This window comes from Citrobacter sp. wls710 (assembly GCF_005281115.1).
Lineage (GTDB): Bacteria > Pseudomonadota > Gammaproteobacteria > Enterobacterales > Enterobacteriaceae > Citrobacter > Citrobacter werkmanii.
Map to the genome: position 1 here is coordinate 153873 of NZ_SZXD01000011.1, position 22276 is coordinate 176148.

Genomic DNA, 22276 nt, shown 5'->3' on the forward strand with positions numbered 1-22276 from the left:
TACCCCTGATTTGCACCCCGCCATAGGTAGCGCTATGGTTAGCCACTTTACTACTCAGTTCGACAGACCACCTGCTATGACATTCTCACTTTTTGGCGACAAATTTACCCGCCATTCAGGCATCACACGCCTGATGGAGGACCTCAACGATGGCTTACGCACACCAGGCGCCATCATGCTCGGCGGCGGTAATCCGGCGCAAATCCCAGAGATGAAAAATTACTTTCAGTCTCTGCTGGCAGATATGCTGGAAAACGGCAAAGCCGCTGATGCGCTTTGCAATTATGACGGTCCACAAGGTAAAACCGAGCTACTGGCCGAGCTGGCGAAACTGCTACGTGAGAAGCAGGGTTGGGATATCGAGCCACAAAATATTGCACTGACAAATGGCAGTCAGAGCGCATTTTTCTACTTATTCAATCTCTTCGCCGGACGCCGCGCCGACGGAACAACACAAAAAGTGTTGTTCCCATTAGCGCCGGAATATATTGGCTATGCCGATTCCGGGCTGGAAGAAGAACTCTTTGTCTCTGCACGCCCAAACATCGAACTGTTACCAGAAGGGCAGTTTAAGTATCACGTTGATTTTGAACATCTGCACATCGGTGAAGAAACGGGGATGATCTGCGTGTCGCGCCCGACTAACCCGACAGGCAACGTGATCACCGACGAAGAGCTGATGAAGCTGGATCGGCTGGCCAACCAGCACGGCATCCCGTTGGTGATCGATAACGCGTATGGCGTACCGTTCCCTGGCATCATTTTTAGCGAAGCGCGACCGCTGTGGAACCCAAACATTGTGCTGTGCATGAGCCTTTCTAAGCTGGGTCTGCCAGGCTCCCGCTGCGGCATCATTATCGCCAATGAAAAAATCATCACCGCCATCACCAATATGAACGGCATTATCAGCCTTGCGCCCGGCGGAATGGGACCGGCGATGATGTGCGAAATGATTAAACGTAACGATCTTCTGCGCCTTTCTGAGACAGTGATCAAACCGTTTTATTACCAGCGCGTTCAGCAGACTATTGCGATCATTCGCCGCTATTTACCTGAAGATCGCTGTCTCATCCATAAACCAGAAGGGGCGATTTTCCTGTGGTTATGGTTCAAAGATTTGCCGATCACCACCGAGCTGCTGTATCAGCGCCTGAAAGCGCGCGGCGTGCTGATGGTTCCCGGTGACTACTTCTTCCCGGGGCTGGATAAACCCTGGCCGCATACTCATCAGTGCATGCGCATGAATTACGTTCCAGAGCCGGAGAAAATCGAAGCGGGCGTGAAGATTCTGGCGGAAGAGATCGAGCGCGCCTGGCTGGAAGGCTAACGCAAATCCCGACCCGAGCGTGGGTCGGAATCGCTTCACAGCGGCTGTGAACGCAGACGCTGTCGCTGCATACTGACAGCATCAATACACTGCAAGGCATTGGTCGGGCAGGCTTCTACACATGCAGGTCCCGTCTCGCGATGCCAGCACAAATCACATTTTATCGCCTGCGCCCGTGCCGTTCGTGCGACAACATTTATCGCCCCAAACGGACATGCGATCATGCAGCTTTTACAGCCAATACACTGCGCCTGTTCAACGAAGATATGTCCATGTTCACGACGAATAGCGTGCGTTGGACACACATTAGCGCAGGGAGCATCTTCGCACTGATGACAGGCTACTGCCGTCGTAAAGGCATCGTCTTTAATCACCCGAATCCGCGGGATAAACGCCGCGGAGGAGACCGATGCGCAATCCTGATTTTCCTGATGTGCGACAACGCAGGCAACTTCGCAGGTACGACACCCAATACATTTTGCCGCATCCGCCATAATAAACTCGTTCATTGCCCCCTCCGTCAGAGTGAAAACCACAGATTGCCAGAGAGAGACTCCCTGCTGCCTTGATCGGACAGGGGAAACGGTTAAATTTTGTCAGGTGACTGAACGACGCCTGGCATGCGCCTAATCGCGAACGGTAAAGCCCAGCTCATTGGAAATTGCCTGAGCGGTTTCGCGCAGCGGCTTAAGTAAATTCTTTTCCCCTACCTGCTTCAGACGTGAGGTAGAAAGTGAAATCGACACCGAATACGGCACCCGACCGTGAATATCAAACACCGGCACGGCAATACAGGAAACCCCCAGCTCGTTCTCTTCTCGATCCATCGCCATACTGCTTTCGCGGATTTGTGCCAGTTCGTCATACATCGCCGGTAAACCGGTAATGGTATTGCGGGTTAGAGGCTGAATCAGATCCTGATGGCTCTCCCAGTAGGACGCCACGTAATCCGCATGCCCAAACGCCATATAGATTTTGCCCATCGCGGAGCAGTATAGCGGCATATGCTGGCCGATATAGGCGCGGGTACGCAGCATGCCCGTTGTCGGCTCGAGCTTATAGATCAAAATAGCGTGGTCATCTTCACGGCTGGAGAAGTTGATGGTTTCGCCGGTGGCAATATTCAGCGCTTCAAGGTGCGGCGCGGCGACATGGATAATATTCAGTGACGACAGCGCCTTCTGCCCAACGGCGATAAATTTAGTGGTCAGCCGATAGCTGCCCGCAGCGGGTGCGGGTGTGACATAGCCGCAGGACTGCAATCCTTGCAGGAGTCGATGCACGGTACTTTTGTTCAGCCCCGCCAGTTCAGACAGGTGGGCCAGCGGGCACCCATTCGGATAGTTGCTCAGGATCTCAATCAACATCAAACCACGGAACAGGCTCTGACTTCCGGCTGGCCTCTCTTTGTCTTGCGTCATTTCACTCTCTTTTGTGCCCATTTTTTCCGCTCCCCTTTTCGTCGCGCTCTGATGGTAGCGCAAAGTGTGTTTCAGTTCACGATCTGAACCAAAAAAACACAACTATTTGATTTTGCAGATTTTAAAAAACAGGCCACCCCGTTGATCTGTTAAATTTTGATCGTTATATTTGAAATCAGATTTCGCATAGTGAAATTTAGAGATAAAAAAGCGATCAAATTTAAACAAGGAAACAGGAATGAAAGTCACCTTTGAACAGTTAAAAGATGCGTTCAATCGGGTACTGCTGGCACGCGGTATCGCCGTTGAAACCGCCGATGCCTGTGCAGAAATGTTCGCGCGCACCACCGAATCCGGCGTCTATTCGCATGGCGTCAACCGTTTTCCCCGCTTCATTCAGCAACTGGATAACGGCGACATCATTCCTGAAGCCAAACCACAGCGCATCACCAGCCTGGGGGCGATTGAGCAATGGGATGCCCAGCGTTCGATCGGCAACCTGACGGCGAAAAAGATGATGGACCGGGCCATTGAGCTGGCCTCCGATCACGGTATTGGTCTGGTGGCGCTGCGTAACGCCAACCACTGGATGCGTGGCGGCAGCTATGGCTGGCAGGCCGCGGAGAAAGGGTGCATTGGTATCTGCTGGACCAACTCAATTGCCGTCATGCCGCCGTGGGGTTCGAAGGAGTGCCGCATTGGTACTAACCCGCTGATTGTCGCCATCCCCTCCACGCCAATCACCATGGTTGATATGTCGATGTCGATGTTCTCCTACGGCATGCTGGAAGTGAATCGCCTGGCCGGTCGCGAACTGCCGGTAGACGGTGGCTTTGACGATGAAGGCAATCTCACCAAAGAGCCTGGCATTATCGAAAAAAATCGTCGCATTCTGCCAATGGGTTACTGGAAAGGTTCAGGTCTGTCGATTGTGCTGGATATGATTGCCACCCTGCTTTCTGACGGCTCTTCCGTTGCGGAGGTCACTCAGGATAACAGCGACGAATATGGCATTTCGCAGATTTTCATCGCCATTGAAGTGGATAAGCTGATCGATGGCGCCACGCGCGATGCCAAACTACAGCGGATTATGGATTTCATTACCACCGCCGAACGCGCGGATGAAAACACGCCTGTTCGTCTGCCTGGCCACGAGTTTACAAAGCTACTGGAAGAAAATCGCCGTAACGGTATCACCGTTGATGACAGCGTCTGGGCAAAAATTCAGGCGCTGTAAGGAGCAACACCATGATCTTTGGACATATTGCTCAGCCTAACCCGTGTCGTTTGCCCGTGGCGATTGAAAGGGCGCTCGATTTCCTGCGCACCACGGATTTCCACAAACTTGAGCCGGGCGTGGTGGAGATCGAGGGTAAAAATATCTTCGCACAAATTATCGATTTAACCACGCGTGACGCTGCCGAAAATCGCCCTGAAGTACATCGCCGCTATCTGGATATTCAGTTTTTAGCCTGGGGTGAAGAAAAAATCGGTATCGCCATTGATACCGGAAATAACCAAATCAGCGAATCGTTATTAGAACAGCGCGATATTATTTTTTATCACGCCAGCGAACATGAATCTTTTATTGAAATGATTCCGGGAAGTTACGCCATATTTTTCCCGCAGGATGTTCATCGTCCAGCATGTCATAAAACTGTCGCCACGCCGATCCGCAAAATAGTCGTGAAGGTTGCTATTTCAGTTTTATAAAAGGAGCACAAAAATGAAAGCTAACACTACCGGTTATATTATCGGTGCGTACCCTTGTGCACCCTCATTTCACCACAAGAGTGAAGAGGAAGAGAAGGACTTCTGGCGTCAACTCTCCGATACCCCGGATATTCGCGGACTGGAGCAGCCCTGCCTTGAGCATCTGCATCCGTTAGGTGACGAGTGGTTATTGCGCCATACGCCAGGCGAGTGGCAAATCGTGGTCACAGCGATTATGGAGACCATGCGCCGTCGTGGTAACAATAGCGGTTTTGGGCTGGCCTCCAGCGACGAAGAGCAGCGTCAGGCCTGTGTGGCGTATTACCGCCATCTGCAGCAGAAAATCAACCATATTAATGCGGCCAGCGCCGGGAAAATAATCGCCCTTGAACTGCATGCCGCTCCACTGGCAAGCAACCCAAATGTCGCTCAGGCCACCGACGCGTTTGCCCGTTCGCTCCAGGAAATTACCCGTTGGGACTGGTCCTGCGATCTGGTACTGGAACATTGCGATGCTATGACTGGCCCCGCACCACGCAAAGGATTTTTGCCGTTAGAAAACGTACTGGACGCGATCGCCGGTTACGACATCAGCGTGTGCATTAACTGGGCGCGATCGGCGATTGAAGGGCAGGACCTCGCCCTACCGCTGGCCCACACGCAGCAGGCCCAACGGGCCGGGAAACTGGGCGCGCTGATGTTCTCCGGCACGACGCTGACAGGAGAATACGGCGAATGGCAGGACCTTCACGCACCATTTGCCCCTTTCTGCCCGCAGAGCCTGATGACCACGGACCATGCCCGCGAATTATTCGCCTGCGCAGGAAGCGATCCATTGCAGTTTGCCGGTATTAAATTGCTGGAAATAAATGCCAATGCAGATGTGAACCATCGCGTAGCGATATTACGCGACGGCATCGCTGCATTAAACAAAGCAAAAATATAAAAATAACATACTACTCTACGAGAATATTAATATGAACATGACCTCTCGCCCTACACTCAAAGATATACCCCGTCAGCGCTGGCTGCGGATTATTCCCCCGATTCTGATCGCTTGTATTATCTCTTATATGGACCGCGTTAATATCGCATTTGCGATGCCCGGCGGCATGGATGAAGAATTAGGTATTTCCGCCACCATGGCCGGTCTGGCCGGGGGAATTTTCTTCATCGGTTATCTGTTTTTACAGGTACCCGGCGGAAAAATTGCCGTACACGGCAGCGGCAAGAAATTTATCGGCTGGTCGCTGGTTGCCTGGGCGGTTATTTCCGTTCTGACGGGATTGATCACTAATCAGTATCAACTGCTGGTTTTGCGTTTCTTACTCGGCGTGGCCGAAGGCGGCATGCTGCCGGTGGTGCTGACGATGATCAGTAACTGGTTCCCCGACGCCGAACGCGGTCGCGCCAATGCGATTGTGATTATGTTTGTGCCTATTGCCGGGATCATTACCGCCCCGCTCTCGGGCTGGATAATCACCGTACTCGACTGGCGCTGGCTGTTCATCATTGAAGGTTTACTCTCCGTCGTCGTTCTGGTGCTGTGGGCCTATACCGTTTACGACCGTCCGCAGGAAGCGCGCTGGATCTCTGAGGCGGAGAAAAATTACCTGGTAGAAACCCTGGCCGCCGAGCAAAAAGCGATTGCTGGAACAGAGGTCAAAAATGCCTCTCTGGGCGCGGTGTTGTCCGACAAAACCATGTGGCAACTTATCGCGCTGAACTTCTTCTATCAGACCGGGATTTACGGTTACACCCTGTGGCTGCCGACCATCCTCAAAGAGTTGACCCACAGCAGCATGGGGCAAGTTGGCATGCTCGCTATTCTGCCGTACGTCGGCGCGATTGCCGGGATGTTCCTGTTCTCTTCCCTCTCTGACCGGACCGGTAAACGCAAGCTGTTCGTCTGCCTGCCGCTGATTGGCTTTGCCCTGTGCATGTTCCTCTCTGTAGCGCTGAAAAATAACGTCTGGCTGGCTTATGCCGCACTGGTTGGCTGCGGATTCTTCCTGCAATCGGCTGCGGGCGTGTTCTGGACTATTCCGGCGCGTTTGTTCAGCGCGGAAATGGCCGGTGGCGCACGTGGGGTCATCAATGCGTTGGGTAACCTCGGCGGTTTCTGCGGTCCTTACGCGGTCGGCGTACTTATCACCCTGTACAGCAAAGATGCAGGCGTTTACTGCCTGGCCGTCTCACTGGCTCTGGCCGCGCTGATGGCGCTGCTGCTGCCAGCGAAATGCGACGCGGGTTCCGCACCGCTCAAAACACTGAACCCACATAAACGCACGGCGTAAAACAATGCCCGGGGGCGCTGCGCTTACCGGGCCTACAAAATCAATAAATACCCAAGGCCGGATACGCGCAGCGCCATCCGGCAAAAATGAGATAACAAAGATGAGTGATAGAGAGACCTTTTGGCTGGGGATCGATTGTGGCGGTACTTATCTGAAAGCCGGTTTGTATGATGCCAAAGGTCATGAACATGGAATTAACCGGCAATCGTTGCAGACCGTATCGCCATTACCGGGTTACGCCGAACGCGATATGCACCAATTGTGGCAACAGTGTGTTGCCACAATTGCCGGGCTGTTGAAACGCACTGGCGTATCCGGTGAACAAATCAAAGGCATTGGTATTTCCGCTCAGGGCAAGGGAATGTTCCTTCTCGATAAACAGGATAAGCCGCTGGGCAATGCCATTCTCTCTTCCGACCGACGTGCGATGGGCATCGTTCAGCGCTGGCAGCAGGATGGGATCCCCGAGCAGCTCTACCCGATCACTCGCCAGACATTGTGGACCGGACATCCCGCATCCCTCCTGCGCTGGGTGAAAGAAAATGAACCGCAACGCTACGCGCAAATCGGCAGCGTCATGATGGGCCATGACTACCTGCGCTGGTGCTTAACCGGCGTGAAAGGCTGCGAAGAGAGCAACATCTCCGAGTCCAACCTCTACAACATGACGACAGGTCAGTACGACCCGCGTCTGACCCAGTGGCTGGGCATCAGTGAAGTCGACAATGCGCTACCGCCTATTGTCGGTTCAGCAGAAATATGCGGGGAAATCACCGCTCAAACAGCCGCCATAACCGGTCTGGCGGCGGGTACTCCCGTCGTCGGCGGTCTGTTTGATGTGGTTTCCACCGCACTCTGCGCCGGGATCGAAGATGAACACACCCTCAACGCGGTGATGGGAACCTGGGCCGTCACCAGCGGGATCGCTCACGGCCTGCGCAACCACGAAGCGCATCCTTACGTCTATGGCCGCTATGTCAATGATGGGCAGTACATCGTTCACGAAGCCAGCCCGACCTCTTCCGGCAATCTGGAGTGGTTTACCGCCCAGTGGGGCGAACTCTCTTTCGATGAGATCAACCAGGCCGTTGCCAGCTTGCCAAAAGCCAGTAGCGATCTTTTATTCCTGCCTTTTTTGTATGGCAGTAACGCCGGGATGGAGATGACCAGCGGTTTTTATGGCATGCAGGCTATACACACCCGTGCCCACTTGTTACAGGCCATCTACGAAGGCGTGGTTTTCAGCCATATGACCCACCTCAACCGTATGCGTGAGCGCTTTACCAAGTCGCATACCCTGCGCGTTACCGGTGGTCCGGCGCATTCCAACGTCTGGATGCAAATGCTGGCGGACGTCAGCGGTTTACGTATCGAACTGCCGCAGGTTGAAGAGACAGGCTGCTTTGGCGCAGCGCTCGCCGCCCGCGTAGGCACCGGTGTTTATCACAATTTCAGCGATGCCCAGCGCAGCTTACAGCACCCGGTACGAACCCTGTTGCCGGACGCCGCGGCGCATGCGAACTATCAGCGCAAATACCGTCAATACCAGAATTTAATTACCGCACTGCAGGGCTATCACGCCCGTATTAAGGAGCACGAATAATGAGTCGACCATTACTGCAACTGGCGCTTGACCACACGAATCTGCAAGCGGCCCAACGCGATGTCGCGCTGCTACAGGAAAGTGTCGATATCGTTGAGGCAGGCACTATTCTCTGCTTAACCGAAGGCCTTTCCGCCGTGAAAGCGCTGCGAGCACAGTGCCCGAATAAAATCATCGTCGCCGACTGGAAGGTGGCCGATGCGGGCGAAACTCTCGCACAGCAGGCGTTTGACGCAGGCGCCAACTGGATGACCATCATCTGCGCCGCGCCGCTCGCTACGGTGGAAAAAGGCCATGGCGTCGCGCAGTCCTGCGACGGCGAAATTCAGATGGAACTGTTCGGCAACTGGACCCTGGATGATGCCCGCGACTGGTATCGCGTCGGCGTTCGCCAGGCAATTTATCACCGTGGACGCGATGCGCAGGCCAGCGGTCAACAGTGGGGAGAAGCGGACCTGGCGCGGATGAAGGCGCTTTCTGATATCGGTCTGGAGCTGTCAATTACCGGTGGAATTACGCCCGCCGACCTGCCGCTGTTTCGCGACATCAACGTCAAAGCCTTTATCGCTGGACGCGCGCTGGCGGGAGCACAAAACCCGGCGCAGGTGGCCGCCGAATTCCATGCGCAAATCGACGCCATCTGGGGAGCAAAATATGCGTAACCATCCGTTAGGTATCTATGAAAAAGCGCTGGCCAAAGACCTCACCTGGCCGGAGCGGTTAGTGCTGGCGAAAAGCTGCGGTTTTGATTTCGTTGAAATGTCGGTAGATGAAACCGATGAACGTCTGTCGCGCCTTGACTGGACTCCTGCCCAGCGCGCATCGCTGGTGAGCGCGATGCTGGAAACCGGCGTGGCCATTCCTTCTATGTGTCTGTCGGCCCACCGCCGTTTTCCCTTTGGCAGTCGCGATGAAGCCGTCCGCGCCCGGGCACGCGACATCATGACCAAAGCCATCCGCCTGGCCCGGGATTTAGGTATTCGCACAATTCAACTGGCCGGTTACGACGTCTATTACGAAGAACATGACGAAGGTACACAGCAGCGCTTTGCCGAGGGGCTGGCATGGGCAGTTGAGCAAGCCGCCGCCGCGCAGGTGATGCTGGCGGTAGAAATTATGGATACCGCATTTATGAACTCGATCAGCAAGTGGAAAAAGTGGGATGACATGCTCTCATCGCCGTGGTTCACCGTCTACCCGGACGTAGGCAACCTCAGCGCATGGGGTAATGACGTTACGGCTGAATTGACGTTGGGCATCGACCGTATCGCCGCGATCCATCTGAAGGACACGCTGCCGGTAACCGAAACTCATCCGGGCCAGTTTCGCGATGTCCCCTTTGGCGAAGGATGTGTGGACTTTGTGGGCATCTTCAAAACGCTGCATCAATTGAACTATCGCGGATCGTTTCTGATTGAAATGTGGACGGAAAAAGCAAAAGAACCGGTGCTGGAAATTATCCAGGCCCGACGCTGGATAGAAGACCGTATGCAGGAAGGAGGTTTCCCATGTTAGAACAACTGAAAGCCGAGGTACTGGCGGCGAATCTGGCGCTGCCGGCACATGGTTTAGTCACCTTTACCTGGGGTAACGTCAGCGCAGTAGATGAAACACGCAAGCTGATGGTGATCAAGCCATCCGGCGTGGAATATGACGTGATGACCGCCGATGATATGGTGGTGGTGGATATCGCCAGCGGCAACGTGGTTGAAGGCAGTAAAAAACCCTCTTCCGACACGCCAACTCATCTGGCGCTGTATCGCCGTTACCCTGAGATCGGCGGCATTGTGCACACGCACTCACGCCACGCGACAATCTGGTCGCAAGCGGGTCTTGATCTCCCGGCATGGGGCACCACGCATGCCGACTACTTTTACGGCACGATCCCATGTACCCGACTGATGACCATGGAAGAGATCATCGGTGAATATGAATACCAGACCGGCGAAGTGATCATTAAAACGTTTGAGCAACGGGACCTGAACCCGATGCAGGTTCCGGCGGTACTGGTGCATTCACACGGCCCGTTCGCCTGGGGTAAAAACGCCGCGGATGCTGTGCATAACGCAGTGGTACTTGAGGAGTGCGCCTATATGGGGCTGTTCTCACGCCAGTTGGCCCCGCAGTTACCGGATATGCAGCCTGAGTTACTGGATAAACACTATCTACGTAAACATGGCGCGAATGCCTATTACGGGCAGTAGCATAAGTGATAGCCGCTGCCAGTTAGCAGCGGCTAATTATTTAGAATTTAACCCAATTATTGTGATTACTTTCCTGCTTCACAGCTTCTACACTCATTTTTCGAATGCCCATTAGAGTCTGTGGGATGTTATTATATTCATGTGATACGTGGAAAACAGAAATAGCCTCTTCAAGCTTAAGCGCCTGTTCCTCTAACGAACTCGCTGCTGCAGAGGACTCCTCAACCAACGCCGCATTTTGTTGTGTAGTCGTATCCATTTCCGTCATTGCCTGAGCAATTTGAGTAACACCCCGACTTTGCTCACTGGTTGCCAGTGCAATATCCGCCATAATATCGCGCATCCGAATGACTGATTGCTCAATATCCGCAATCGCAATCCCCGAACGTTCAACCAATGCAAAACCGGAATCAACCTGTTTAACCGAATCAGTGATCAATTCCTCAATCTCTTTAGCTGATTGCGCGCTGCGCTGGGCAAGATTACGAACCTCTCCTGCAACAACTGCAAACCCTTTCCCCTGCTCCCCAGCGCGTGCTGCTTCAACGGCAGCATTCAACGCCAGAATATTCGTCTGAAAAGCGATCCCATTAATTACAGAGGTAATTTCCGAAATACGGTGTGAGCTAGTTCGGACGTTTTTCATTGATTCAATAACAACCTGAGAAATTTGGCATCCTTCATTGGCTTTTTTCGCTGCAAGTTCAGACAGCTTTAGCGCATCGTTGGCATTTGCTGCATTAAGTGCAATAGTTGAAGTTAATTCTTCCATACTCGCCGCAGTTTCAACCACAGCAGCCGCTTGTTCTTCTGTACGAGAAGATAAATCAATATTTCCCGATGCTATCTCTGATGAAGAGCGTGCGACACTATCTACACCTTCTCTCACGTCATGAATAATCGTTTTCAGATTGTTATTCATTGTATATATCGACTGCATTAATGAACCCAGTTCATCGCGTCGTTCAGTCTTAAGATCGTGAGTCAGATCCCCTTTGGCAATCTGTTCTGCCAAACGTAAAGTATCCTGAATTGGCAACGTTATCGAGCGCGTAATCAGCCATGCCAATAAAATCCCGATACCAATTCCCACTAAAGCCACAATCTCCATTTGCCATTCAACCGTAGTAGAAACTTCCACCACCCTTTGTTGCATAAGCGCATTAATATCATGAATTCCGTGCGCTAATTCAGCCGCATTTTTTGCCAGCTTACTGGATACTTCAAGCACCTCATTATTTAATTGGCGATAAGGCACAATATCACTGGCGTAACCTTTTATTTCCTTAATAATATTGTCAAGATAGGATTGCCTCTCGCTTGATAATAATGATTTGAATCGCTCGCCAAGAGCCAGACTTTCATCAATACGGGTTTGTAGCGTATGCAATTTATTTTCTGTCGGTGACTTCAAATATTCACTGAGCAATGTATCCAAATCACTCATCGCAAAACTAAATTGAGATATCATCATCCCGAGTTCTGGCTGCAAAGCTATATCATAGCTCCAGCGGTTTAAGCTCGTTGATTTAGTGTAAAAATCCTGACTATCAAGCCGTTGTTGCATTGCTACCTTTTTCGTCATTAATGAGTCAAACACTTCCCAATCTTCGAAACAATTTTTCAGTGCGCGTTTGCTTCGATTAAGAATATCCAAACCACTTTCAGACCATGTGAAAGCAAACAAATTTTCAAGATGCTGTGACAATTGCGCCATAGCAACCTTATTTTGTTTAACATAAGCGGCTTCTCCAGATAACTCATAGCTAATTCGGCTAAGTTTTGCTGCTGCCAAACTTTCGAGGAGTTTGATACTAACTGCATTTTTATCAACACGCTCCTGGATGTGCCTTAAGCCAAACAATCCTGAAGCCATAATAGAAATCATGATGATAAACATCGCAGAAAAACCTAATAGCATCTTTTTATTTAATTTTAAATTTAGAAAAAAGTACTTTATTTTCATATTTATGCCATCCAGTAGAAATGCCCAGAGAAGTGATTAATATTTTCCACTTGATACAGAAACCGGAGTAAGAAATGTTTATCCTGTAAAAAGATCCTGGGCATTACTGCCCAGGATAATATTTCGGAGGCGACATCACGCTCACGAAAAAAACTTTCCACAGGTGTCGGACTTATATTAAAAATCAACTAAACCATATAGCGGTTTTATATTATTCAGTCTTATAATGTAGCCACTGCCTTTAACATTAACAATGGTATCTGCAGGCAACCCTAAAAGGCTCAATTTTTTATTCAAATTACTTACTACTTTGCATAACCGTTGTGTTGAGGCACTTAAGTCATATTTTTCCCAGATATTGCTAAGTAATTCATCTCGCGATACATATCGATTCTCGGCGTTTATCAAAAGATAGATCAACAGACGAAACATCGTACTATTCAGAAATATACCACCAAATAAAATGATGCTATCCATCTTATGTACCGGAAGTCTAAATATTCTGGCTTCTTTAACATCGAAAAAAATTTCTCTACCAATCATAAATCCCTGTAATTGATATTTCATAGTTCAGCGACTCACTTTAACATCAGCCGATGATATCCAGACATTCTCATTCCTCCTTTACTTTCACACTGCAAGTGTAAAGTGATGAAAATTAATTTCAATATACATTCTGTGCACCCTTCCTCTAGCAACATTCCAGCCAAAATCAGAATAAAATGTAAAATAATATACCGGTTAATAAAATGATACTTTTTCAAGCAGCAAATTTACAGAATAAATCTCTAACAAATCGTACGCACTCATAATGACAATGCAAAACCAATTATTTATCTCAAATCACGGATAATAATTCTGTTTGAGTTTCACTGAAGCATTCTGTTGCGTGATAATCACTTCGTTGAGATTGACCTTAAGCCATTCCACTGAAACTGGGTAATGATGTTTGATGATTTATTCTGATTCAGAACGGACTCTCTTTGTTACATGTTGGGCATGAAAGTGAAAAATGTCATCATTATCAATAAATTAATTGTTTTTGAACCTGATAAAAATCGTCTAACCTCTTTAAAGGATTACCCAGAAAGAAACATCTCGCTGCACGCGCCAGTGTCTGCCTGCCTTTTACTGCTGCTACAGCATAACCATCAGCCCGTTACCCAGAAGTATCTGTTCAGTGAAGTATGGGAAAAAAATGGGGCGATTGTCTCCACCAATGCGATATATCAGAGTATTGCGTTGATCAGGAAAGCTCTCAGAGGAGTAGGTCTGGATGAGGAAATCATATTCACTCTGCCAAAAATAGGCTTCAAAGCTGAAGCTCATGTAGTGACAATTCCTTTCGATGAGTTCATGACCGCTCGCACTGCCCGGCAGGTTGCCGTTCCGGTAGAACTCTCCCCCCCGGCAACCGCTGCAAAAAAAAATATATTCAAGAGTAATTTTCTTCAGCGATCTATATTCATACCACTTCTTGGTGGCATATTTTTACTATTTTTCATTCTCTACTCACATCAGCATGAAAACTCTTTTTATGCTCATTACATAGATATTGGTAAATTACATGGCTGCCAGGTCTACTCGTCATGGTCAGGCAAGGAGAAAAGTACTCAAGTCTTTAACCAGTTCTACGTCAAACAAAACTTAACCTGCCCACCAGCAAAGACTGTATATATGACACTTAATAACTCACAATCCGGAACGTCTATTCTGATATGCCGCGATAAAATAAACTCCTCTCTCGCAAAGTGCAAATCATTATTTTTCATGGAGAAATATGATGACTAAGAAAATTTCTTTATTCTTATGGATTATATTTTTAGCAGGACTGGCGGCCACATTTATCATCCGCTGGCGCACGTCTACCGCGCATAAATATTTTTCCTGTGAAGCCCAATTAACATTGCAGGACCAAATCTCATCTTATGAAGTACTCATGAACTTCACTTTTTCTGGTGATTCGGGTAAATATGAAGCAACCGGTATTTACAGAGATCGACAGGGTCATGAAATAAAAACCAGTAATAAAGTGACTTTTGATTATTGGCGTAAAGGGCAAAATCTTTACCTGTTCTCAAAATCAACAAACGAACTACCTAAAAGGGATATTCCTATCCTTAGCTGGAAACCTGATTTCTTCAGGAAACACAATCGAGGACTTGCCCTGCAAGTCATACAACAGAACGCCGATGGATATTTATTTCTCTACGACCATACCCCTTTATTCTATTGTACACGTAACAACAACTGATCGATTATGAGTTTATATGTTCCTTACAATAGCGCCGTTTCCAGGCCGCTGGGGTCAGGCTGGTATGCTTGCGGAAGATTTTGCGAAAATAGCCCACGTCGTTAAATCCACATCTCCGCGCCACTTCAGTGAGCGACAGCGAATCGCTGATTAATAGTTTTTCTGCCGCCCTCACCCGTTGACGATGCAACGCTTCGGTGAGTGTCAGCCGAAAAGCGCCGCGGAAAACACGTCCCAGATAGTCGGCATTGCAATGCAGTTCTCTCGCCAGCGTTGAAGCACCAATCGGCAGGTGGAACTGGGTGTGAATCATTTGTTGCGCTTTCCATGCCAGCGCATTCCCAGGGCTATCAACAGGTTGCTCACCGGCGGCCGCGGATATTTGCTGCAAAATCAACAACAGGATCAGTTCCAGCGCCATGCTGCGATGAATGTTTTCCTGCTCGCGTAAAAACTGGCGAAACAGCGAAATAATATATTGCGGCTCGCTCACCCTGGTATGCTGAGGAATCGCAAGTAACGGTTCTGTTGATGAAGCATCGTTTCCTGTCGTTAACTCAAAGTGCAGCCAGTAAAATTTTAAATCGGGCGGAAATTGCCCGACGCCAATATGTAAGCGATGCGGCCACAGCAGCAAACTTTCTCCGGCATTCACGCAAAAAACAGTATGGCCTTCGCGAATCGTTAATGTCCCTTTTTCGACAAAGATTATTTCCCAGGATTGCAATTGCCGTGCAGGATGACTGCCGACGCCACGAGAAATAAATAACCCGCCGTTTTGCACTTTAATCGGAAGAGACATGGACAATTCGAGCATATATATTCAAATTCCCGCTTTTTGCATTAATTAAACCGACCTTTACCTTTGATTATTCACGATAAAATTGCTTTTCGCCGGATCGAAATCACATTTTCCCAATGAAGTCGGAATTGTCACCTTTTTATACTTTTCTCTTCCCTTGTTGACTCAAACATATCGTGCAAAATTAATCAGGTATTTTGCAAATTACATCCAAATAACCCGCAGCGTAGCGGGACACTTTCCGAACATCACTTCCGGGAGTTATTTATGACTTCGGCTCCGATTACGACATCTGATTTGGCACAGCGTGCACAAGACGACAAATTATCCCTTCGTGAAAAAATAGGTTATGGGTTAGGTGATGCAGGTGGGACGGTGATTACCTGCCTGATCATGAACTTCCTGACGTTCTTCTACACGGATGTCTTCGGGTTAACACCCGCGCTGGTCGGCACATTGTTTATTGCCCTGCGCGTGTTTGATGCGATTTCCGACCCCATTATGGGCGTTCTCGCCGATCGGACGCAAAGCCGCTGGGGACGCTTTCGCCCCTGGCAGCTGTGGGTCGCGGTTCCGATTGGCATTATCGGCGTGCTGACCTTTACCGTCCCAGACGCCAGCATGGGCGTAAAAATCGCCTGGGCATTCTGCACCTATCTGTTGCTCTCCGTCGGCTATACCGCCATCAACGTACCGTACTGTGCGCTGATTAACACCATGACCACCCGCCACAACGAGGTGATCGCCTGCCAGTCCTGGCGCTTTGTGTTGTGCGGCGTGGCGGGTTTTCTCGTCTCCGTCGGCCTGCCGTGGATGGTGGATGTGCTGGGCCAGGGCAATGCCGCGCAGGGTTACCAGTTCGGTGTCGGCGTGCTCTGCGCCGTTGCAGTGGTCATGTTCCTGTGCTGCTTCTTCTGGGTGCGTGAGCGCGTTCCGCTGGCGATGATGGGGAAATTTACCCTGCGCGAACATATTAGCGGTCTGCGCAAAAATGACCAGTTGCTGCTGATGCTGGTGATGTCGTTCCTGCTGATCAACGTCTTTAATATTCGCGGCGGCGGGTACATGTACTTCATTACCTATGTGCTGGAAGGCAGCACCGCTTACACGTCGCTGTTTTTCACCATGGTAACCTTTGCCTCTATCATCGGTTCAGTGCTCGTCAGCCCGCTGACCCGACGCATTGATACCGTCAAACTCTATTACTACACCAACCTGATGTTGGCCACGCTGGCGGTGCTGATGTGGTTCCTGCCAACCGGCCCGGCTTATCAGACATTGTGGCTGGCGATTATCCTCGGTAACGGCATTATCCTGGGCTTCACGCTACCGCTGCACTTCTCGCTGATGGCCTTCGCCGATGATTACGGCGAGTGGAAAACCGGCGTGCGCTCTTCCGGCATGAATTTCGCCTTTAACCTGTTCTTCATCAAACTGGCCTGGGCCTCCAGTGCGGGGATCATCAGCCTGTTGTTTATTTTTGTCGCCTATCATCCCGGCGCCGGTAATCAAACCGCCAGTTCGTTGCAAGGGATTACTGCCATGGAGACGCTGCTGCCCGCACTGTTCCACCTGCTGCTGGCGCTGTCTGTCCGCATCTGCAAACTCAATAACCCGATGATGTCGCGCATTGCTACCGATCTGCGTCAACGTCATGTACAGCCTTAAGGAGCACGAAATGAATGTACTGGAAGTCGACCTGCATAAGCTCACGGTCAGCGATCCGTTCCTCGGACAATATCAGCAGTTGGTGCGTGACGTGGTGATCCCCTACCAGTGGGATGCGCTCAATGACCGCATTACAGAAGCGGAGCCAAGCCATGCGATCGAGAATTTCCGCATCGCCGCAGGCCTTCAGCAAGGCGAGTTTTACGGGATGGTTTTTCAGGACAGCGACGTGGCGAAATGGCTGGAAGCCGTCGCCTGGTCGCTGTGCCAGAAGCCCGATGCGGAGCTTGAGAAAACTGCCGATGAGGTTATTGAACTGGTCGCCGCCGCCCAGTGTGATGATGGCTACCTCAATACGTATTTTACGGTCAAAGCGCCGGATGAACGCTGGACTAACCTCGCTGAGTGTCATGAGTTGTACTGTGCAGGTCATTTGATTGAAGCGGGCGTCGCTTTCTACCAGGCGACGGGGAAACGTCGTCTGTTAGAGGTGGTGTGCCGCCTGGCAGATCATATCGACAGCGTTTTTGGGCTGGGAGAAGATCAACTGCGCGGCTACCCCGGACACCCGGAAATCGAGCTGGCATTAATGCGTTTGTACGAAGTCACTCAGCAACCACGCTATATGGCGCTGGTAAATTACTTTGTTGAGCAACGCGGTGCGCAACCTCATTTTTATGACGAAGAGTACAAAAAACGCGGCCAAACGTCTTACTGGCACACCTACGGTCCGGCGTGGATGGTGAAGGATAAGCCCTATAGCCAGGCACACCAGCCTGTTTCAGAGCAGCAAGAGGCTATCGGTCATGCCGTACGTTTTGTTTATCTGATGACCGGCGTGGCGCATCTGGCACGCCTAAGTCAGGACGAAAGCAAGCGTCAGGATTGTTTGCGTCTGTGGAACAATATGGCCCAGCGTCAGTTGTATATTACCGGCGGGATCGGCTCGCAAAGCAGCGGCGAGGCGTTTAGCAGCGATTACGATCTGCCCAACGATTCCGTGTACGCCGAAAGCTGCGCCTCAATCGGGCTGATGATGTTCGCCCGCCGGATGCTGGAAATGGAAGCCGACAGCCAGTATGCCGACGTGATGGAGCGCGCCCTGTATAACACCGTACTTGGCGGCATGGCGCTGGACGGGAAGCACTTCTTCTACGTTAACCCGCTGGAGGTGCATCCTAAATCTCTAAAATTCAATCATATTTACGACCATGTGAAGCCCGTTCGCCAGCGCTGGTTTGGCTGCGCCTGCTGCCCGCCCAATATCGCCCGCGTACTTACTTCTATTGGCCATTACATCTATACGCCACGTCAGGACGCACTGTATATCAACATGTATGTGGGCAATAGCATGGAAGTTCCTGTGGCAGACGGCGTGCTTAAGCTGCGCATTAACGGAAATTACCCGTGGCATGAGCAGGTAACAATCGCCATTGAATCACCGCTGCCGGTCGATCATACCCTCGCGTTACGCCTGCCGGACTGGTGTACCACGCCGCAGATTTTGCTGAATGGTCAACCGGTTGCACAAGATATACGTAAAGGCTATTTGCACATCAACCGAACCTGGCGGGAGGGGGATACGCTAAGCCTGACCCTGCCGATGCCCGTGCGTCGCGTATACGGAAACCCACTGGTGCGCCATGTTGCCGGTAAAGTCGCCATTCAGCGTGGGCCGCTGGTGTATTGCCTGGAGCAGGCCGACAACGGCGAAGAGTTGCATAACCTGTGGCTGCCAAAAGAGAGTGAGTTCAGGGTCTTTGAGGGTAAGGGACTGTTCAGCCATAAGATGTTAATTCAGGCGGAAGGCGTGAAGCAAAGTGCCCACAATGCGGCACAACAAGCGTTGTGGCACTACGATGTTTCACCAGCTTCGCGTCAGGCGCATACGCTGACGTTCATTCCGTGGTTTAGCTGGGCAAACCGTGGTGAAGGCGAAATGCGAATCTGGATAAACGAGCAGTAACGATGACGACGGATGGCGGCAGTTAGCCCCATCCGTCAAAGCATCATGAAAAGATTGCCCTCCTCCCTGAGGACAAACGGGTGAGAATCAGAAACGCCAGGTCAGACCGGACATCAAGGTAAAGCTGTCATCGCGATCAACCATCGGGCTATTTTTAATGTCATCCGGCAGCACGCTATAGTTGGCGCTGGCCAGCAGCGTCAGGTTGCTGGTCAACGCGTATTTAGCGGACAGGCCAACATACGGTGTCCAGCTGTCCCCTGGGGAGTAGCTTGATAACCCACTACGGCGGGATTCATTGCCAGAGATGCCGTAGTAATATTCGTTGAAGTTTTCGTCATAGTAGAGCACGCCAATCGCCGGCGTCAGCGTCAGCTTGCCCATTGGCATTTGGCGGAACATAGACATTTCCGCCACCCAGCCATTGCTGTTATCCAGCACATCCGCTGCGGCAGAGACCTTCACGCTGCCCCATTTTTCATGGTGATACCATGCGGCACCCGCCATCGCGGTTGCATCACGCTTGTCCAGCTGCTTCATCGCATGATCGTCGTTATCACCGGGATCAAACTCAAGCGGCATGTAAGAAGCAGTAATGCTAAATTCATTACTTTCACTTTTTGAAAGAATATAGCCTAACGTTGTTTGCCTAAAATAAAATGATTCACTTTCATAACTGATAAGCGGTACTGCATGAACATTATCATTATATCCACGATAAGGAGATTCATTATATACAGCGCCACCGCCAATAGAAAACTCTGCGGCAGTTGCACTCGCCATAAAAGAAAAGGCGAACAGCGCCACAATATTGCGTTTAATTAACATGCCAACATTCCATTTTAAAATAAGCCACAAAGCGGGTGCATAATAATGCTTACAATTTCATCGATGCAACTTCCATATTTATATAGTAATATATACAAACATATATATATTGGGTTTGGCGATGAACAAATTACAACTCAAACACCGGGAACTGAAGATTATTTCGGTAATTGCTGCCAGTGAAAACATCAGTCATGCCGCTACGGTTCTCGGCATCGCACAGGCTAATGTCAGCAAGTACCTTGCTGATTTTGAATCAAAAGTTGGGCTAAAGGTATTTGATCGCACCACCCGACAGTTGACCCTGACGCCCTTTGGTGTAGCGCTGCTACCTTACATCAATGACATGCTGGACAGAAACGATCAGCTAAATAGTTTCATCGCTGATTATAAGCATGAAAAACGTGGCAAGGTAACGGTATATGCACCAACCGGAATTATTGCTTACTTATCGCAACATGTTATTGCAAAAATTCAGGATATCGGTGGTATTACTCTCTCGCTGAAAACCTGCAATCTTGAACGGAAAGCATTTTATGAAGGTGTAGACTTCCCGGATGATTGTGACGTTTTAATTACCTATGCGCATCCTAAAGATGAATCACTGGTCGCCAGCTTTATTACCAAATATGCAGTGATGGCGTTTGCCAGCCCTGAATATATCAAACAGCATCCCATTAACAGCCCTGATGAGCTGGAAAATCATTCCTGTATTTTAATCGATTCCATGATGATTGATGAGGCCAATATCTGGCGCTTCAGCTCCGCGGGCGGCAAGGAAATGCATGATTATCGGGTGACCGGAAACTACGTCTGTGACAATACGCAATCCGCGCTGGCGCTGGCGCGTAATCATCTGGGCATTGTTTTTGCGCCTTATGCGAGTATACAAAAAGATGTTCAGTCCGGATTGTTGGTTCCCTGTTTCTCCGAACAGCACGAATGGTGGCTGGATTTGGTGGCGATTTTCCGCAAGCGTGAATATCAGCCCTGGCGTGTACAGTTTATTCTCGACGCAATGTTAGCGGAGATACGTCAGCAGCTTACTCAGACGCTACAGCTGTCTGAGTAAGCAAAATAGCCTGCACCTAGTGGTCGAGATACAGGTAATGCACCCAACTGGTCATCCGCAACAAGACTTTGCGCATGATTGACACATGTTCGAAGTGGTCAGAGTAAACGGCGACCTGGGCGTAAATCCCATCAGGTAACGCGCTCACGTCCGCATTGTCGTTCAGTTCAATCGTGGCGATCACCCCTTCTGAACCGGGCGTAGAGTTTAATGATTGCAACGCCCCGTTCGACTGGTATGTACCACCCGGTACAGCCGGGCTGATAGCAGCCAGTTTGCCGCTAAATACCTTCCCCGGCAGGGCGTTAAACACCACTTCTGCTTCATCGCCTGGCTCCAGTCGCAGCAGCGAGTTTTGACGGAACTGGGCGATAATTTGCCGTTTCTGTTCCGGGATAAACACCATCACCGGACGCATAGGCAGCGCGGCGGCATAGGTTCCGGGGCGCATCAGCACCTGCGTAACGTAACCATCGCTGGGCGCACGAACCACGGTCTGGTCAAGGTTAAACTCCGCTTCGGCGAGTTGTGCCTTCAGGCTGGCAATTTGCGAATTTTCACCCAGTACCAGGCTGTCTAACTGGCTCTGGATTTGCTGTTGCTCCGCAATAGACGATTTCACCGATGCTTCCTGCGCCAGATAGTTTTGACGAGCCGCATCGATATCGCGTTCAGAAAAAGGGTTGACCTTCGCCTGACTCCCCTGCGCATAGCGCTGGTAATCTTTTGCCAGCTTGTCACGCGTCGCCTTTGCCCGCTGCGTATTAGCTTTCATTTCGTCTAGCTGCGCAACCAGCGCCTGCTCTTTATGCTGAGCGGTGACAATGTCGGCTTTCAGACGATCAACCCGCGCCTGATAACGTCCTGGATTAAGTTTAAACAGAACTTCGCCTTTTTTGATCAGCGTATTCTTCTTATCCGTCACTTCCGTTACAACACCCGTGACCTGCGGCACCACGGGAATAGAAATTACCGCTTTTTGCGCCTTAAAGGTATACGGATGGTTATAATTCATCAGTAATATAAGTCCGCAAACAATGAAAATACCACCCAATGCCGCAGTGGGTACCGTCCATTTATTTACAGGAATTTTAAAAATTTTAAATATCGACCATGCGCATGCCACATAGGTCAGAACAATCAGTAAATCCATCG

21 protein-coding genes are annotated in these 22276 nt (G+C 50.3%); 14 read left to right on the forward strand and 7 right to left on the reverse strand.

Going from position 1 to position 22276, the window contains the following annotated elements; genetic code table 11:
- Positions 1 to 76: 76 nt before the first annotated feature.
- Complete coding sequence (gene avtA / locus FDX14_RS04960) at positions 77 to 1327, forward strand: valine--pyruvate transaminase (RefSeq protein WP_079225834.1); 1251 nt, start codon at positions 77 to 79, stop codon at positions 1325 to 1327.
- 35 nt (positions 1328 to 1362) lie between these two features.
- Here the strand turns inward: avtA and FDX14_RS04965 are convergent, their stop codons facing one another.
- Together FDX14_RS04965 and yiaJ are read right to left on the reverse strand one after the other, a co-directional pair.
- Entirely contained in the window at positions 1363 to 1836 is a 474-nt protein-coding gene (locus tag FDX14_RS04965; protein WP_137349113.1) for a 4Fe-4S binding protein, read from the reverse strand.
- Between the two features lie 117 nt (positions 1837 to 1953).
- On the reverse strand, positions 1954 to 2769 hold the full coding sequence (gene yiaJ / locus FDX14_RS04970) for an IclR family transcriptional regulator YiaJ (RefSeq protein ID WP_038642923.1): 816 nt from the start codon (positions 2767 to 2769) through the stop codon (positions 1954 to 1956).
- Positions 2770 to 2986: 217 nt separating this feature from the next.
- Here yiaJ and yiaK point away from each other — a divergent pair, with 217 nt between their 5' ends.
- From yiaK to araD, 8 genes are all read left to right on the forward strand, one after another.
- On the forward strand, positions 2987 to 3985 hold the full coding sequence (gene yiaK, locus FDX14_RS04975; RefSeq protein WP_137349114.1) for a 3-dehydro-L-gulonate 2-dehydrogenase: 999 nt from the start codon (positions 2987 to 2989) through the stop codon (positions 3983 to 3985).
- Positions 3986 to 3996: 11 nt separating this feature from the next.
- On the forward strand, positions 3997 to 4461 hold the full coding sequence (locus FDX14_RS04980) for a YhcH/YjgK/YiaL family protein (RefSeq protein WP_137349115.1): 465 nt from the start codon (positions 3997 to 3999) through the stop codon (positions 4459 to 4461).
- A gap of 13 nt (positions 4462 to 4474) precedes the next feature.
- A complete protein-coding gene (locus FDX14_RS04985; protein ID WP_137349116.1) occupies positions 4475 to 5407 on the forward strand; it encodes a DUF4862 family protein in 933 nt (310 codons plus the stop codon).
- 31 nt (positions 5408 to 5438) lie between these two features.
- Entirely contained in the window at positions 5439 to 6758 is a 1320-nt protein-coding gene (locus FDX14_RS04990; protein ID WP_137349117.1) for an MFS transporter, read from the forward strand.
- Positions 6759 to 6858: 100 nt separating this feature from the next.
- Positions 6859 to 8361: an FGGY-family carbohydrate kinase gene (locus FDX14_RS04995; RefSeq protein ID WP_137349118.1), complete on the forward strand. Its 1503-nt coding sequence runs from the start codon at positions 6859 to 6861 to the stop codon at positions 8359 to 8361.
- Positions 8361 to 9023: a 3-keto-L-gulonate-6-phosphate decarboxylase UlaD gene (gene ulaD, locus FDX14_RS05000; RefSeq protein ID WP_137349119.1), complete on the forward strand. Its 663-nt coding sequence runs from the start codon at positions 8361 to 8363 to the stop codon at positions 9021 to 9023. Before FDX14_RS04995 ends, ulaD begins: the two co-directional genes overlap by 1 nt.
- Positions 9016 to 9876, forward strand: coding sequence for an L-ribulose-5-phosphate 3-epimerase (locus FDX14_RS05005; protein WP_079225830.1), 861 nt, complete (start codon positions 9016 to 9018; stop codon positions 9874 to 9876). The genes ulaD and FDX14_RS05005 overlap by 8 nt, the downstream gene beginning before the upstream one ends.
- Complete coding sequence (gene araD, locus FDX14_RS05010) at positions 9870 to 10565, forward strand: L-ribulose-5-phosphate 4-epimerase (protein ID WP_137349120.1); 696 nt, start codon at positions 9870 to 9872, stop codon at positions 10563 to 10565. The genes FDX14_RS05005 and araD overlap by 7 nt, the downstream gene beginning before the upstream one ends.
- Positions 10566 to 10605: 40 nt before the next feature.
- On the opposite strand, the gene FDX14_RS05015 is transcribed toward araD, so the two are convergent.
- Together FDX14_RS05015 and FDX14_RS05020 are read right to left on the reverse strand one after the other, a co-directional pair.
- Positions 10606 to 12531: a methyl-accepting chemotaxis protein gene (locus tag FDX14_RS05015; protein ID WP_252182513.1), complete on the reverse strand. Its 1926-nt coding sequence runs from the start codon at positions 12529 to 12531 to the stop codon at positions 10606 to 10608.
- A gap of 177 nt (positions 12532 to 12708) precedes the next feature.
- A complete protein-coding gene (locus FDX14_RS05020) occupies positions 12709 to 13098 on the reverse strand; it encodes a winged helix-turn-helix domain-containing protein (RefSeq protein ID WP_042311638.1) in 390 nt (129 codons plus the stop codon).
- Positions 13099 to 13521: 423 nt separating this feature from the next.
- On the opposite strand from FDX14_RS05020, the gene FDX14_RS05025 reads away from it, so the two are divergent.
- Together FDX14_RS05025 and FDX14_RS05030 are read left to right on the forward strand one after the other, a co-directional pair.
- The gene (locus FDX14_RS05025) at positions 13522 to 14322 is read left to right on the forward strand and encodes a winged helix-turn-helix domain-containing protein (RefSeq protein ID WP_061380930.1); all 801 of its coding nucleotides are present in this window, start codon (positions 13522 to 13524) and stop codon (positions 14320 to 14322) included.
- Entirely contained in the window at positions 14312 to 14785 is a 474-nt protein-coding gene (locus tag FDX14_RS05030; protein WP_137349121.1) for a YqeJ family protein, read from the forward strand. Before FDX14_RS05025 ends, FDX14_RS05030 begins: the two co-directional genes overlap by 11 nt.
- A 4-nt stretch (positions 14786 to 14789) precedes the next feature.
- Here FDX14_RS05030 and FDX14_RS05035 read toward each other — a convergent pair whose 3' ends face one another.
- Positions 14790 to 15602, reverse strand: a complete 813-nt coding sequence (locus FDX14_RS05035; protein ID WP_042311635.1) for a helix-turn-helix domain-containing protein — start codon at positions 15600 to 15602, stop codon at positions 14790 to 14792.
- Between the two features lie 252 nt (positions 15603 to 15854).
- Between FDX14_RS05035 and FDX14_RS05040 the strand changes: the two genes are divergently transcribed.
- Positions 15855 to 17255, forward strand: a complete 1401-nt coding sequence (locus FDX14_RS05040) for an MFS transporter (RefSeq protein WP_137349122.1) — start codon at positions 15855 to 15857, stop codon at positions 17253 to 17255.
- Positions 17256 to 17265: 10 nt separating this feature from the next.
- Positions 17266 to 19221 carry a glycoside hydrolase family 127 protein gene (locus FDX14_RS05045; RefSeq protein WP_137349123.1) on the forward strand — a complete coding sequence of 652 codons (1956 nt, stop codon included), beginning with the start codon at positions 17266 to 17268 and terminating at the stop codon, positions 19219 to 19221.
- Positions 19222 to 19308: 87 nt separating this feature from the next.
- Here FDX14_RS05045 and FDX14_RS05050 read toward each other — a convergent pair whose 3' ends face one another.
- The gene (locus tag FDX14_RS05050; protein WP_038635252.1) at positions 19309 to 20049 is read right to left on the reverse strand and encodes a MipA/OmpV family protein; all 741 of its coding nucleotides are present in this window, start codon (positions 20047 to 20049) and stop codon (positions 19309 to 19311) included.
- Between the two features lie 121 nt (positions 20050 to 20170).
- Between FDX14_RS05050 and FDX14_RS05055 the strand changes: the two genes are divergently transcribed.
- The gene (locus FDX14_RS05055) at positions 20171 to 21121 is read left to right on the forward strand and encodes a LysR family transcriptional regulator (protein WP_042311631.1); all 951 of its coding nucleotides are present in this window, start codon (positions 20171 to 20173) and stop codon (positions 21119 to 21121) included.
- A 16-nt stretch (positions 21122 to 21137) separates the two neighbouring features.
- Here FDX14_RS05055 and FDX14_RS05060 read toward each other — a convergent pair whose 3' ends face one another.
- Positions 21138 to 22274, reverse strand: a complete 1137-nt coding sequence (locus FDX14_RS05060) for an HlyD family secretion protein (protein ID WP_042311628.1) — start codon at positions 22272 to 22274, stop codon at positions 21138 to 21140.
- Positions 22275 to 22276: the final 2 nt, after the last annotated feature.